Genomic DNA, 13169 nt, shown 5'->3' on the forward strand with positions numbered 1-13169 from the left:
CGCCGTTATTGGAAAGCTTCGCCGATCCGCAGGGCTGCAGGTGTCAGAATTACGATAAACAACACGGGCAGGAAGAACAAAATCATTGGTACGGTCAGTTTAGCTGGCAAAGCGGCTGCCTTTTTTTCCGCTGCCATGACCCGCAATTGACGGTTTTCACTCGCCATAGTTCTTAGCGTATCGCCCAAAGGCGTACCGTAACGTTCTGCCTGAACGAGCGCCGTCGCAACGGCTTTTATACCAGGGTGATTATTGCGACGCGCAAGGTTCTCATAGGCCATGCGACGTGATGTGAGGTAAGAAAGTTCGGCGGTCGTGAGCGAAAATTCTTCTGCTAGTTCAACAGAAGAGTCGCCCATTTCTTCAGCCACTTTGCCGAAGGCCAACTCGACAGACATACCCGATTCCACACAAATCAGTAGAAGGTCCAACGCATCAGGGAAAACTGGCATAATCGAGGCCAATCGCTTACCCGCTTTGTTTTTGACAATGATCCCGGGCAGGTAATAGCCAAATGCAAGCAAACCCATGGTCATGGCAACGCGTTGCATAAGCTGCCATCCAGGCAGATTCAGTAAGACGAAGAAAATAAGACCGATAAGACCACCAACCAAAGGCGCGATCAATCGCGTCATATAGAAGGCGTAAATGGGTTTCTGACCACGCAGACCAGCTTGCGCTAGTTTGTCTTTGAGGTCTGAAGCTTCCAGAAGTTTTTCCAGGCTGAACCTATCAACAAAGTTCTTGGCCATACCCCGACCGTCGGACCGCAAACGGGCCTCATTTTGCAGGTTGTCCAAGCGTGACTTTCGCATGGATTCGCGCGCGGTCGCGACAGACTCCATACGCTTCTTTTTCTTGTCGCCCTCTAACATGGGCATGACGACAATCCAGACGGACAGCAAAAACAGCACTGCGATTAAAGCAGAGCCAGCGGTTTGGAATAGGGCGGCGGATTCAGGACTCATGGTTTGATCTTCTGCCTCCCTAAAATTTGAAATTCATCATTTTGCGCATCATCAGTGTGCCCATGACCATCATAACTGCACCGATCATCATATTCTTTTGACCCGTCGGTGTTGTGTAGAGGCCCGTCATGTAGTCTGGACTAGCCACTGTCACGAGTAGCATCACGACGATCGGCAAAGATCCGATAATGATAGCTGACACTTTCGCTTCGGCTGAAAGGGCTTTAATTTTTTCGCGTAGAATTTTTCGCCCCCGCAGAACCGAAGAGAGGTTCGCTAAAGACTCACCGAGGTTACCACCTGTAGTTTTTTGAATGTTTAAAACAGTCGCAAAAAAGTTAACTTCTGAAATTGGCATACGCTCGTACATCTGCTCAAGGCAGACCTCGATGGGAATACCCAAGCTTTCGCCTTCGACAACGCGACGGAATTCTGTCCCCAGCGGGGCTGGGCTTTCATGGGCGATGATTTTCAAGCAATCACCCAGGGGTAGACCTGTACGCACACCCCGAACGATGATGTCCATCGCATCTGCAAAATGGGACGTGAATTTTGCCTGACGTTTGTTGATCGCAGCGTTCAGAAAAAATCGAGGAATACCGAATCCAACGACAAAACCAAGGCCGATGCATTTCAAGATGTCTAAGCCGAGCACAAAGGGGATGATCGCAGAAACAACCGCTATCCCGAGTGAGATGATCAGAAAAGTCTGCGGTTTTGTTGACCAATCTGCTTGTACCAGACGAGCTTCAAGCGATTTGGCTTTTTTGCGCTTTTCGTTCTGGCGTTCTTCGATCTTGCCTAATGTTTCTTCAATCTGTTTCCGACGTGCGCCTGTATCTTCGACCTTCAGCTTTTCTTTTATGTTCGAGCCCAGTGTTTTTTTACCCGCAAGCTCTCGAACGCGTTTCCCATCACCGGAAGACTCGCCGCCCATAAATAGGAGACCAACGCAGATGACGAGACCAACGCCACAAATCGCGATGAGGGTTTGCTGATCCATATCTTACGATCCAGCTTCGTCCAGCGCTTCGGCCAGATCTTTTTCGAGGTTAAAGTAGCGCGCGCGATCCCAGAACGCGGGACGCGCAATACCTGTCGATTTATGTTCGCCGATGATATTTCCGTCCGCATCTTCGCCGTCCATTTCGTAGACAATCAAATCTTGGGTGACGATGACATCGCCTTCCATACCGATCACTTCGGTAATACGGGTAATACGCCGAGACCCATCGCGAAGACGCGTTGCCTGAACAATCACGTCGACCGAACCTACGATCATTTCCCGGATCGTCTTAGCAGGAAGCGAAAACCCGCCCATTGTAATCATAGATTCCAAACGGGATAGGGCTTCACGCGGTGAGTTAGCATGGAGCGTACCCATAGAGCCATCATGGCCCGTGTTCATAGCTTGCAGCAAATCAAAGGCTTCAGGCCCACGGACCTCACCCACAATAATCCGCTCTGGACGCATCCGGAGGCAGTTTTTCACCAAGTCCGCCATGGTGATCTTACCCTTCCCCTCGAGGTTGGGTGGACGTGTTTCTAGGCGAACGACGTGAGGTTGTTGCAGCTGCAATTCGGCCGCATCTTCGCAAGTAATAATACGTTCGTCTGGATGAATAAAACCAGTGAGCGCGTTGAGAAGTGTCGTTTTGCCCGAGCCCGTACCGCCAGAAATAACAATATTACACTGACAGGCACCAATGATCTGAAGAACTTTAGCGCCCGCGGGCGAAATAGACCCAAAGTTCACCAAATCATTCAGGCGAAGCTTATCTTTCTTAAACTTACGGATCGTGAGCGCGGGACCATCAATCGACAATGGCGGCGCAATCACGTTTACACGTGAGCCATCCAACAAACGCGCGTCACAAATGGGGCTGGCTTCATCAACACGCCGGCCAACTTGGCTAACGATGCGTTGACAAATATTCATCAGCTGCGTGTTATCACGGAACCGGATATTTGTTTTGATCATCTTACCGTTTGTTTCGATAAAGACGTGTTTGGCACCATTGACCATGATATCGGCAATGTCGTCACGCGCCAATAATGGCTCAAGAGGACCGTAGCCTAAGATGTCATCACAGATTTCGGTGATGAGCTGATTTTGCTCATTGACGGAAAGGCGGACATTTCGGATCGCAATAATTTCGTCGACGATAGTCCGAATTTCTTCTCGCGCTTTTTCCGCGTTCATACCTGCAAGGGCAGAGACGTCGATGGTCTCAAAAAGGGCGTTAAAAATCGTGGCTTTTGTTTCGTAATATTCCTCGCCCGGCTCGTCACTACGACGCGAACCCGAAGAATTGGTCTGCGAAACCCCATTTGGATCTGGCGTAACTTCTTTTTTAGGCGCGGGCGCAGATGGCTGGGATTTTACCGCTGCGACGTCTGAGCGTTTACCGAACATCTGCGGTTATCCCTTTTTCAAAAAAGAAAACATAGATTTACCGCCACTCGATTTTTCAGCCTTCTTTCCACCAACGGACAGAAGCCCTTTCTTCGTCGGCGCCACATCGCCTTTAGAGGTCAGATCAAACGAGCCTGTGCGCAGGCGGTTTGCTAAAAACTGTAAGCCTTGGACAGTTTGATGTGCAGATTTCACCTCGGAAAGCATTTTGCCCTCGTTCGTGGCTTCAAAATGGCTATCTGGATCCCAGCCGATGACGACATTGGGTTCTGCACCGACCATCGCCCCGAAATCTTTGACTGAAATCTCAGTTTTTGGCGACATCCCAACGCAATTTAGAATCAAAATAGGCGCGGGATCGTTCGGACGTTGAACCTTTAGAAAATCGATCAGATTTTTCGCATTGCGCATACCTGCCAAATCAGGCGTAGCCGTCACAACGACGTCGTCGACAGATGTGAGAACATTTGTCGTCCAATCCGACCAGTAGTGCGGCATATCCAAGATCGAGAGTGGAGAAATTCCGCGTACGGCATTTACAACAGCTTCATAGCTCTCTGGATTCATAACGGGCTTGGTATTCAAAGATCCGGACGTCGGAAGGATCGAAAGTTTCGCCGTATGGCGGATCATGATGCGATCCATGAGAGTTTCGTCCAAACGATCAGGCTCGCCTAGGGCTTCCTCCAGACCTGACATATTATCATATGAAAAATCGAGACCCGTTGTTCCCCAGCTGGCGTCCAGATCGACCAATGCAGTTTCTTGGCCAAGCGTTTCGGCCAGAACCCAAGCTGTGTTATGGGCCAACGCCGACGATCCGACTCCACCTTTTGCACCGAAAAACGCCGCTACACGGCCAATAAACGGTTGGCCTGGATCAGCGTAAAGTTCGCCGAGAGATCGGATGACGTGCAGAGGATGTAGCGGCGGTACAAGATAATCAGACACACCTTTATCCATCAATTGACGATATAGGCGAATATCATTCGCCGCGCCGATCATGACGACCTTCGTGCCTTCATCGCACACGCTTGCGAGTTGCTCGAGCTGATTAAATAGCTCTTCACCTCGCATACCGCTTTCGATCAAAATCAAGGAAGGCGTTGTCTCTTTGTGATAGAATTCGATCGCTGCTGGCAAGCCGCCCATATAAATTTTGACATTCGTCCGACGCATGCGCCAGTCGCGCGTTGTCTCATTTATGCAATGCGCCGTTTCCTGGCGGTCACAAAATGCCTGAACCGAGATCGAAGGAAGCGGTTTTTCACCCACGTCGCGGGTGGCATCTTCCAACGGCGCATAAACAGGCGGAGCGATTGGCGCAGATGACATCGGGTTCATTGCCATCGGATTTTGCTCTGGCTGAGCCAGCATCTGAGGATTTGGCGTCGGAAAACCAGCATTTTGCGGCGCAGCCTGCGGCATTGCTGACTGAGGCATCGCCATTTGCGGCAAGGGTTGCGGTTGCATGTGTGGCTGAGCCTGATGCGGCTGCATTTGTTGCGGTGTGGGCGCCACCACGTAAGCAGGCGCTTGAGGCACTGGCGCAGGCTGAATTTGTCCTTGCGGCATCCCAGGCTGGGGCACGACCTGTGGCATCGGAACGGGCCGGGGCTGCTGCTGAGCCTGACCCGAAGCGGGTGGCATGTATGGGTTCGGCTGTGTCATCTGTGTCATAGCGTCGTCTTCGATTCAGGGATAATGCGCATCATGATCTAGTTTTGCTCACCGACTTTTTGATCGGGATTAACGGCGGCCGCGGTGATCGTGCCCTCGATGTATTTGTCGTAAATAACTTGGCGTCTTTGCGCATTGGGTTGTCCGCTCGCATATGGCTCAAGTAGTTGCCGCGGGTCAGTGACCATGGCCGCCAAATTAGCTGAGTGGAAACAACCGAAATTGCTATGAGGTTGATTAGAGAATGAGTTCGTAAGGCTTCCCATTGTACGACAATCCTGAGGAATAGCGCGCAATGTTCGATAAGAGACGACCACAGGCGCCGGATCGCCTGGCTTGGAGTTATATTGACCTGTCTGGAGTGCCGTCGGGTTCATACCGTTCTGAGCCATAAGACCGCGAATTACGGATTCAGCTTGTTGAGTTCCCAAACCTGAAATCGCGCTCGCCGGGCGATTAATATAGAGTGGACCGTCACCTGCACGTGCATATCCATCCAAGAATTGGGAAACCGCCAACTTATCTCGTGCTGAAAGCTCCATTCCATTTGGACGGGTATAAAGTTCAAGCCGTTCTATCGACTCGGCGACTTGAACCGCATTACGCAAGTGCGCAGGCTTCATCGTGTGGGAAGGTGCCGCACAAGCGCTCACGCCAATCAGCGCAATTAAACAGGAAGCTGTAAGAACTGTTTTTTTCATTTCACGTCGCCCTTTGCTTAATCAACCACATGGCCGAACGGCCCTGGCAGTGAATTCTGTTGGATTTTCGGCTGACCATTTTCGGCGTAAACCTTGTTCAGACGGCCCATGAGCAAGCCCTCGACATCATTCGCAGGTTGAAATCCATCCAATGGTGACTGCAACTTATCGGGATGTGTTGGGTCGACCAGATATGGCGTTACCATGATGACAACTTCGGTTTGCGTCGTGCGGCTGTCTCGGCCTCGGAACAATGCGCCCAATCCAGGCACATCTTTAAGGCCAGGGGTGCCGTCAACGGTCGAACGTGATTCTTCACGAATGAGACCCGCAATGACGAGGCTTCCGCCCGCTGGCATTTCGACAACCGTATTGGCCCGGCGAACCCGAATACCCAAAACGCTTTCGCCGCCTTCTGAAACAAATGCATTTTCGGTGGTTGGTTCGGAGACTTCTGTACTAATAGACAGAGAAATTAGCCCTTCTGAGAGTACAACTGGTGTGAAACCCAGAGATACCCCGAACGGCTTGAACTCAAATGATCGCTGCAGTCTGCCTTGATCATCGCGAATAGACCCAGAGAAGAGCGGAATTTCGCCCCCAGCTAAGAAATTCGCAGTTTCGCCAGAAATGGCGGTCAAAGTAGGTTCGGCCAGCGTCCGAACAAGGCCTACTGTTTCCAATGCGCGAAGCGCACCTGAAAGCGTGTTCAAATCTCCACCGCCGGTATTATTATATGTGCCAGTTGCGTTTAAACCGCTGCCAAGCGTTGGCCCCACATTGTTGAGAAGGGACACAGTGCTTCCGCCAAGATCCCCAATAGCGCTAAGGTCAAAGCCCATTTGCTTGGTAACTGACCGCTGCATTTCAACAATGCGGACTTTCAACATGACCTGATCCTTGCCTTCAATGGCAAGTAAATTCACAATTTCACCAGATTGAGCCCCCTGCCCTTCAGCGCCCAGCCACATGCGGGCCAGTTTTTCGACAGTATCTGCTGCGGCTGCGTTGGGGACGGCCCCTGTCAGCAGAATATTGGAATTGAAAACTTGTACCTCTACCCGACTGCTCGGGGCATTCTTGGCGATGAGGTCCTGCAATCCACCAATGTCACGTTCGACGCGAATATCGACATTCAAAAGCTCTTGACCGTCATGGCCATAGAAATACACATTTGTTTGTCCGGCATCTTTACCAATCAGCATTGTCCGGCGCGATGTGTGCACAACGGCTTCAACAACATCGGGATTGGACACGATCACATCCATTACGTTGTCTGGAAGTTCGATAACTGTCGATTTAGAGTAAGGCAGCACGATAGAACGGCTGTTTTGCCCTGTTCCTGGGGCCTGAATTTTTACTTGGGCGGCCGTGTTCTGCATATGAGAATATGAGCGTGTGCCTGCGTAACTCGGTGTACACAACAATCCGACCGACGCGACGAGTGCGAGAGCTGTTGTTGTTTTACGCAAGTGAGACCGGCGAAGAAGGCGTTCTGTCAGTGTTATTATCATGTCGTCCACCTAATTCTTCTGCTGCAGGGCAATCGGAGTGGCCTGTCCATTTCGGTAGATAGTCAAGGTGCTCGGCGTCGTATCAACATCGTCGCGATCAACGCGCGCGGCACTACGTCCTTTATACCCGGAACCATTCGCTCCACGAAGTGTGAGGTAAATATCGCCATACCCTTCGGCCTCTTGAAGAAGTTCAGCGTCGGATTGTGACAGCTCAAAGGTCGCTGTCGAACCTGGAATTGCGGCCCCTGACTCAGCGCCAGTCGTAAAGGTCTGATCAATCGCGAGCACTTTGACGTTTTCAAACAATGTTTGTGCGATAAAGAGGTTTTGGCGCTCGACGCGGCTTTGGGTGGCCTGTCCGGCGTTATTGTCGCGTCTAACGGTATAGGTCTCGCGCATGATAATATCGACGCGATCTCCAGGCTGAATAAATCCGCCTGCCGCTGTATCAACACTGATTCGGGTCGTCACAGCGCGCATACCTGGCGCGAGTAGCGCCGCCATAACGCCGCTATCGCCGGCCATAATAACTTTTGAACGGTTTAGGGTCTCACCCTGTGCTAATGGTTGACGCGCAAGTGAATTGACGAATTCAGCCTTCGCATCAGGCATATCATTGAGGTTTATCAAATTGGCCGTCAGGGCTTCGGCAGGCCACTTGATACTCGTCAGCATCTCTTCTGAAATGCGTTGACCCGTACTCAGGTCCGCATCAATCGCAAGAACAGGCACATATTCAACTTCTTGGATCTGAATTTCTGGTGTCGCAGCCGCTTGGACGGGCGCAGCGGCGGGCGCGCTGAGGTTGTTTATCCCAACGAAGACAACGCCGGCCATCACAACCATTGCGCCTAGAATGATAATCTTCTTGGTTTCCATATCCCCTCGCCATTTCGGCCATATCCCAACCCAAAATACGGGTGGACACACAAAAGCATGGTTAATGGATAACAACCGAGGAGTTGGGAAAGAGTTAACGCCGAGCTTCAATTTCCTATGTTTATTCGTTTAGGCTGTGTTCATATCACTCGCAGAGTACCGTTTTAAATGACAGAAACCGCGCCGCTGACGGAGCAGCGACACGGTTTCAAAACTTTATTCAGGCCGAATAGTTGAGGGATTACATCCCGAGAGCTGCCTGAAAGATTGCACTTTTGGGCAGTGTCAAGATGGCTCCTGCCGCCAATGCCAGTCCATAGGGTATTTTGGTTTCGTCTCGAAACATGGTTTGCGCCCATTGTGTCGTTAGAACACGTACAGGGATATATTGGCGTCCAACCATAACGAAGAGTGTAAGTACGCCTCCGAAGAGAGCCGTATAGATCATGTAGAGAAAGACGTCAGGCCAAGTAAACCAGAATGCAGTTGCGGCCAATAACTTGGCATCGCCACCGCCCATCCAACCAAAGGCAAACATCGCGAAGCCAGCAGCGAATAGAACTAGTCCAACTGTCAAATGTTCGAATAAAACAGGAAACCCTGACCAAGTCAGCGGAACCATCAACAGAAAACCTGCAAACGCCAGCAACGGTATCCGATTTGGGATCTTCATTGCATTTGCATCATTCAGAGCCGCCATCAGCTGGGGCGTAGTAAATATGAAAAAGAGAAATGCTGGTAAGAGAAAGGTCATGAATATCCACCAAGTGTTTTAGGCGTCGATACTCAAAGAGACTTAATATCAGGTTTAATTAAACGAATTAACCTGAAGCTGGCGGCGTATATGCAATTACAAGCTCTGAGTCGACATCAGAGAACATTTCGTTGACCGAGTCGGAAAATGCCTTGGCACCGCCCATCAAACCAATTCCGATAAGGGCGGCAAGCAAACCATACTCAATGGCGGTGGCGCCGTCTTCATTACGGAGATAGTCTGCAAATATTTGCATGCCTTTAGTCATCCTAGCTCCGAAAAATCCTAAACGCCGCGAATGCGATCATTATTTAAGACACAGGAATGTCTTAAAAAATCATCGCATTAATTGATGATGCAGCCACCCGAGTGATCGGGTGGCTGCCAAACAAGTGCGCGTGGTCGTTAGATCACGCGCTTGTCGATTAACCAGCTGTACCGGACGCCGTACCAGTCGAAACTGTTGTGGCGATGTCGTTGAACTTTGTGTTCACTTTGGTGCCGATAGATGTCGCACCAGCGATCATGCCAACAGCGATAAGGGCAGCAATCAGGCCATATTCAATAGCAGTTGCACCGGACTCGTCTTCGATAAAGCGTGTAATTAGATTTTGCATAACATTACTCCCACGTATGCGTTCGTTACTTAAAAAGAGAACGCCGCACATGAGGGCCATCTCGATTTATAAAAAAATTCATAAAACTCATCGTCGTTTTAGGACGATGATACAGCCACCCGAGTGATCGGGTGGCTGCCAAACAAGTGCGCGTGGTCGTTAGATCACGCGCTTGTCGATTAACCAGCTGTTCCGGAAGCCGTACCAGTCGAAACTGTTGTGGCGATGTCGTTGAACTTTGTGTTCACTTTTGTACCGATGGATGTCGCACCAGCGATCATGCCAACAGCGATAAGGGCAGCAATCAGGCCATATTCAATAGCAGTTGCACCGGACTCGTCTTCGATAAAGCGTGTAATTAGATTTTGCATAACATTACTCCCACGTATGCGTTCGTTACTCAGAGAGGATAATCCTCAGTTACAGGGTTATCCCCGATGTGATTGCTTATAGGGACGTTGGATTACCGCCCCGTTGAGAGACGTGGTGAATTAATTCTAAACTTTCGTTTGCCATCTCATTCATACCGCGTTCATTTAAACCACCGATTTCCGGAGCGAGCGGCGAAATTTTTCTGCTATATATAATGACACAGCTGTCCTTCGTTTACTTCTGAGGTCGTAAACGCTTCATTCACCACATTGCATTAGGCCTATTACAAACCATCCCTTGCGGAGCCGTTGACCATGCGTCTTATAAATTCATTTCTTCTACTTACAGGCTTGGGCCTGGCCACAGCGTGCTTGCCAAGCCATGCCTTTGCGGGCGATAGTCAGAGTTACAAGGTAGAAATCAACAAGACAGAGATTTTACGTCTGCCGGGTGCAGCGGCGTCGATTATTATCGGTAATCCCAGCATTGCGGATGTCACGGTTCAAGCGAGTGACCTTTTATTTGTCGTCGGTCGTGGGTATGGAGAAACGAACCTTATTATTTTGGATGGGAATGGCAACACGATGATGGACGCCGACGTTCAGGTTGTGAATTCCCTGCCGGCCCATGGCGTTCGCCTTTACAAAGGCACATCACGACAGACATATTCCTGTATTCCATATTGCGGGCCATCCCCTGTCTTGGGCGACGCTCCTGAGTTTATTGGAACGAATACAGCGGAATCTGAAGAGCTGACTGCATTCACAGCTTTTAACAGCTCTAGATCGTCAACGTCGTCAACGTCTTCAGCGCCTCAAGAAGGCTCCGAACAATATTCGCGGGAAGTCGCTGGGGCACCTGCCGCGACCCAATCTCGCATGCCAAACTAGGTTTTTACCTTTTGTTAACCTGAAAACTTGCCCTTTTGTTAAGGTCCAAAGCCTAAACTGTCGGCCAGACTGTCTAGTATTGGGAACTCGCACGCACATCATGCAGCTCTAGGTCCCTTTATTTTGTCAGGGCGATGGAGTGGGACAATGGCCTTTTTTTCTAATCACATAATTCAACGCGCCGAGCGTTGGTCTTTGCGACTAGGCGCGCGCTTTCGGAAAGACGAAGACGGCGCAACAGCCGTCGAGTTTGCATTCGTTGCGCTCCCGTTTTTCATGTTACTCTTCGGCATTCTTGAACTCGCAATTGTCTTTTTTGTAAATTCCGCCTTGGTGCACGCCACGTCCGAAGCAGGGCGCGTTTTAAGGACTGGAAACTTTCAAGCGTGCGGCGGTGAAGACGAATTTAAAGCTCTTGTTTGCGAAAACATGAAGGGCATGGCCTCCTGTTGGAAGAATGTACGTGTTGATGTCATTCAGGGCGACAGTTTCATGACCATCGCGCTCCCCGCTGTGCCTGCGCCTGAAGAGCGCGTAGCGGGGCAAACGGGTCAAGCCGCTATCCCTCAAACGCCTAATGGTCAATTCGATACAAATGCAGCTGGCGATATGTTGGTCGTAAGGTCTACGTTTTACTATCCACTTGCCCTCCCCCCTGTATTGACCCGACTTGATAATCCTAAGGGGTCAGGTGTTCGCACAATGACGTCGACAACGGCATTCAGAAACGAGCCGTTCCCAGCCTCCGGCACTTGCGACCCAAATACACAATCCAGAATTTCGGATGGGACACCTTAGTCATGATAAATATTCAAGCACCAAGCCTCAGAACCATTCTGTCTAAGACGACTGGCAAAAACACTCGTTTGAGAAGATTGTCGAGGCATTACCGTGAAGACGATCGCGGAATTGCCGCAATCGAATTTGCAATCATTGCACCTGTGATGATCGGTATGTATTTTGGCCTGGCTGAAATCGCATCCGCAATCAGCATGGATCGTCGTATTTCTCACAGCACAAATGTGGTGGGGGATTTGTCGACCCAGCAACCTGAATTAAGAGACGGTGAGATTGCAGAAGTCCTTTCCGCCGCACTGCGCGTCATGGGCGTTTCAGATGCCAGCAGCGTTTCAATCGACATGGAAAGCTTCATCAAACCAACAGCAGCTGGAGCCCCTGAGTCTCGGGGTCGCATCCGTCTGAACCAATCCTCTGGGAACTTAACGGCCTATGATGCAACGACATTGGACTCCAAATTATTGAACGAAAAATCAGGTGTCGTGGTGACGCGGGTCTCCTATGAATATACGCCATTGAAGCTGCGATATTTTAACTCGGATATTACGCTTGCGGAGACGTTCCTTCTCAAGCCTCGACGTTCCGAGTCGGTACAGTTTCAAGACGGCATGGGGAGCCTTGTCGATTGCACAGCGACAACTTATGCGGATGTGAGTTGTTCGGTAACAGCTTCACCCGGCTAACGTCGATACAACCTTTGGGGGCTTTAACCTTCGAGATAGCGGGACTTAATCCGCTCAAGCTCGGCTGGCGTGAGTTTGAGCGTTTCTGTGACATAAGTGTCTGTGCCGCCCGCTTCATCCATCATACCATCCAACGCGGCTTCAAGAAATTCTGGATAGACGCCAAACATCGGCCAGATCGCTTCGGCATCAATGGATCGACCATAGCGCTGCGAGAACATTTCCGCCGCAGGCCCGATAATTTTGTCAATATTCACCGCATCAAGCGTCATCATGTAATCGGCCATGATGTCATCGCGCGAAACACCCAACACACTTTGGACCAAAGCGCATAAAGTTCCGGTCCGGTCTTTCCCCGCCGCGCAATGCACAAGCACGCCGGCTGGTTTTGTGGTGTCGGGTTGCGCCATGAAGCGCAAAGTATCGCCGAATATTTTCTGAAAGCCCGCGTCATGCGGACGAGTGGTGTAAGATCGCATCATATAGCCATGCGCGTCTTCCGCGGTGTAGAGCTCATGCTCCAAAAAGGCCTCATGCGGCGCGACTTTCGCGTCTAAGGATTCAGGTGCATCAGGATATTCATGCACATGTGGCGCGGGATCAGGGAAGCGCGAGGGCTGTTTTTTACGCTCAGGCGCATGACGCAGATCGACAACCAAATTAATGTCTAACTCACCAATTGCGCCGCGATCCTCATCAGATAAGGCCGCCAAATGCGCCGAACGAAATAACCGCCCGGTTTTCACGGCGCGCCCATCATGACCCGCATAGCCACCAAAATCCCTGAAATTATAGATCGTCGCAAAGTCGTGATTGCGATCTGAAAAAGAAATGAGAGACATAACTAAACTCTGACGGTGCGGCGCTCATTGCCGAATAAATATGTGGGGTTGT

The 13169-nt window shown here is 50.5% G+C and carries 15 protein-coding genes; 3 read left to right on the forward strand and 12 right to left on the reverse strand.

The window, feature by feature from the left end:
* Positions 1–5 precede the first annotated feature (5 nt).
* From IE073_RS07240 to IE073_RS07290, 11 genes are all read right to left on the reverse strand, one after another.
* The gene (locus tag IE073_RS07240) at positions 6–968 is read right to left on the reverse strand and encodes a type II secretion system F family protein (RefSeq protein WP_189583310.1); all 963 of its coding nucleotides are present in this window, start codon (positions 966–968) and stop codon (positions 6–8) included.
* Positions 969–987: 19 nt separating this feature from the next.
* The gene (locus IE073_RS07245; protein WP_189583313.1) at positions 988–1971 is read right to left on the reverse strand and encodes a type II secretion system F family protein; all 984 of its coding nucleotides are present in this window, start codon (positions 1969–1971) and stop codon (positions 988–990) included.
* Positions 1972–1974: 3 nt separating this feature from the next.
* On the reverse strand, positions 1975–3384 hold the full coding sequence (locus tag IE073_RS07250; protein ID WP_189583316.1) for a TadA family conjugal transfer-associated ATPase: 1410 nt from the start codon (positions 3382–3384) through the stop codon (positions 1975–1977).
* Positions 3385–3390: 6 nt separating this feature from the next.
* Positions 3391–5064: an AAA family ATPase gene (locus tag IE073_RS07255; RefSeq protein WP_189583319.1), complete on the reverse strand. Its 1674-nt coding sequence runs from the start codon at positions 5062–5064 to the stop codon at positions 3391–3393.
* Positions 5065–5102: 38 nt separating this feature from the next.
* Positions 5103–5765 (reverse strand): CpaD family pilus assembly lipoprotein, encoded by a 663-nt coding sequence (locus IE073_RS07260; protein WP_189583322.1) that lies wholly within the window; start codon positions 5763–5765, stop codon positions 5103–5105.
* A 17-nt stretch (positions 5766–5782) separates the two neighbouring features.
* On the reverse strand, positions 5783–7279 hold the full coding sequence (locus IE073_RS07265) for a type II and III secretion system protein family protein (RefSeq protein WP_189583325.1): 1497 nt from the start codon (positions 7277–7279) through the stop codon (positions 5783–5785).
* Positions 7280–7288: 9 nt separating this feature from the next.
* Positions 7289–8161, reverse strand: a complete 873-nt coding sequence (gene cpaB / locus IE073_RS07270; RefSeq protein WP_189583328.1) for a Flp pilus assembly protein CpaB — start codon at positions 8159–8161, stop codon at positions 7289–7291.
* 241 nt (positions 8162–8402) lie between these two features.
* Positions 8403–8915 carry an A24 family peptidase gene (locus IE073_RS07275; RefSeq protein ID WP_189583331.1) on the reverse strand — a complete coding sequence of 171 codons (513 nt, stop codon included), beginning with the start codon at positions 8913–8915 and terminating at the stop codon, positions 8403–8405.
* Between the two features lie 67 nt (positions 8916–8982).
* Positions 8983–9183: a Flp family type IVb pilin gene (locus IE073_RS07280; protein ID WP_189583334.1), complete on the reverse strand. Its 201-nt coding sequence runs from the start codon at positions 9181–9183 to the stop codon at positions 8983–8985.
* Between the two features lie 157 nt (positions 9184–9340).
* A complete protein-coding gene (locus IE073_RS07285) occupies positions 9341–9532 on the reverse strand; it encodes a Flp family type IVb pilin (RefSeq protein ID WP_189583337.1) in 192 nt (63 codons plus the stop codon).
* Positions 9533–9711: 179 nt separating this feature from the next.
* Positions 9712–9903: a Flp family type IVb pilin gene (locus tag IE073_RS07290; protein WP_189583337.1), complete on the reverse strand. Its 192-nt coding sequence runs from the start codon at positions 9901–9903 to the stop codon at positions 9712–9714.
* A gap of 315 nt (positions 9904–10218) precedes the next feature.
* On the opposite strand from IE073_RS07290, the gene IE073_RS07295 reads away from it, so the two are divergent.
* From IE073_RS07295 to IE073_RS07305, 3 genes are all read left to right on the forward strand, one after another.
* Positions 10219–10794, forward strand: coding sequence for a pilus assembly protein N-terminal domain-containing protein (locus IE073_RS07295; RefSeq protein ID WP_189583340.1), 576 nt, complete (start codon positions 10219–10221; stop codon positions 10792–10794).
* 147 nt (positions 10795–10941) lie between these two features.
* A complete protein-coding gene (locus IE073_RS07300) occupies positions 10942–11592 on the forward strand; it encodes a TadE/TadG family type IV pilus assembly protein (protein WP_189583343.1) in 651 nt (216 codons plus the stop codon).
* Between the two features lie 2 nt (positions 11593–11594).
* Entirely contained in the window at positions 11595–12275 is a 681-nt protein-coding gene (locus tag IE073_RS07305; RefSeq protein WP_189583345.1) for a TadE/TadG family type IV pilus assembly protein, read from the forward strand.
* Positions 12276–12298: 23 nt separating this feature from the next.
* On the opposite strand, the gene IE073_RS07310 is transcribed toward IE073_RS07305, so the two are convergent.
* Entirely contained in the window at positions 12299–13117 is an 819-nt protein-coding gene (locus tag IE073_RS07310; RefSeq protein WP_189583348.1) for a tyrosine-protein phosphatase, read from the reverse strand.
* Positions 13118–13169 lie beyond the last annotated feature (52 nt).

It is taken from the genome of Litorimonas cladophorae, assembly GCF_014652455.1.
Lineage (GTDB): Bacteria > Pseudomonadota > Alphaproteobacteria > Caulobacterales > Maricaulaceae > Litorimonas > Litorimonas cladophorae.

What these genes read in the sequence shown, in the direction of transcription:
- IE073_RS07295 (WP_189583340.1), top strand. Translation starts at nt 10,219, where the DNA reads ATGCGTCTTATAAATTCATTTCTTCTACTTACAGGCTTGGGCCTGGCC.
- IE073_RS07240 (WP_189583310.1), bottom strand. Translation starts at nt 968, where the DNA reads ATGAGTCCTGAATCCGCCGCCCTATTCCAAACCGCTGGCTCTGCTTTA.
- IE073_RS07290 (WP_189583337.1), bottom strand. Translation starts at nt 9,903, where the DNA reads ATGCAAAATCTAATTACACGCTTTATCGAAGACGAGTCCGGTGCAACT.
- cpaB (WP_189583328.1), bottom strand. Translation starts at nt 8,161, where the DNA reads ATGGAAACCAAGAAGATTATCATTCTAGGCGCAATGGTTGTGATGGCC.
- IE073_RS07250 (WP_189583316.1), bottom strand. Translation starts at nt 3,384, where the DNA reads ATGTTCGGTAAACGCTCAGACGTCGCAGCGGTAAAATCCCAGCCATCT.
- IE073_RS07245 (WP_189583313.1), bottom strand. Translation starts at nt 1,971, where the DNA reads ATGGATCAGCAAACCCTCATCGCGATTTGTGGCGTTGGTCTCGTCATC.
- IE073_RS07310 (WP_189583348.1), bottom strand. Translation starts at nt 13,117, where the DNA reads ATGTCTCTCATTTCTTTTTCAGATCGCAATCACGACTTTGCGACGATC.
- IE073_RS07260 (WP_189583322.1), bottom strand. Translation starts at nt 5,765, where the DNA reads ATGAAAAAAACAGTTCTTACAGCTTCCTGTTTAATTGCGCTGATTGGC.
- IE073_RS07275 (WP_189583331.1), bottom strand. Translation starts at nt 8,915, where the DNA reads ATGACCTTTCTCTTACCAGCATTTCTCTTTTTCATATTTACTACGCCC.
- IE073_RS07285 (WP_189583337.1), bottom strand. Translation starts at nt 9,532, where the DNA reads ATGCAAAATCTAATTACACGCTTTATCGAAGACGAGTCCGGTGCAACT.
- IE073_RS07265 (WP_189583325.1), bottom strand. Translation starts at nt 7,279, where the DNA reads ATGATAATAACACTGACAGAACGCCTTCTTCGCCGGTCTCACTTGCGT.
- IE073_RS07255 (WP_189583319.1), bottom strand. Translation starts at nt 5,064, where the DNA reads ATGACACAGATGACACAGCCGAACCCATACATGCCACCCGCTTCGGGT.
- IE073_RS07280 (WP_189583334.1), bottom strand. Translation starts at nt 9,183, where the DNA reads ATGACTAAAGGCATGCAAATATTTGCAGACTATCTCCGTAATGAAGAC.
- IE073_RS07305 (WP_189583345.1), top strand. Translation starts at nt 11,595, where the DNA reads ATGATAAATATTCAAGCACCAAGCCTCAGAACCATTCTGTCTAAGACG.
- IE073_RS07300 (WP_189583343.1), top strand. Translation starts at nt 10,942, where the DNA reads ATGGCCTTTTTTTCTAATCACATAATTCAACGCGCCGAGCGTTGGTCT.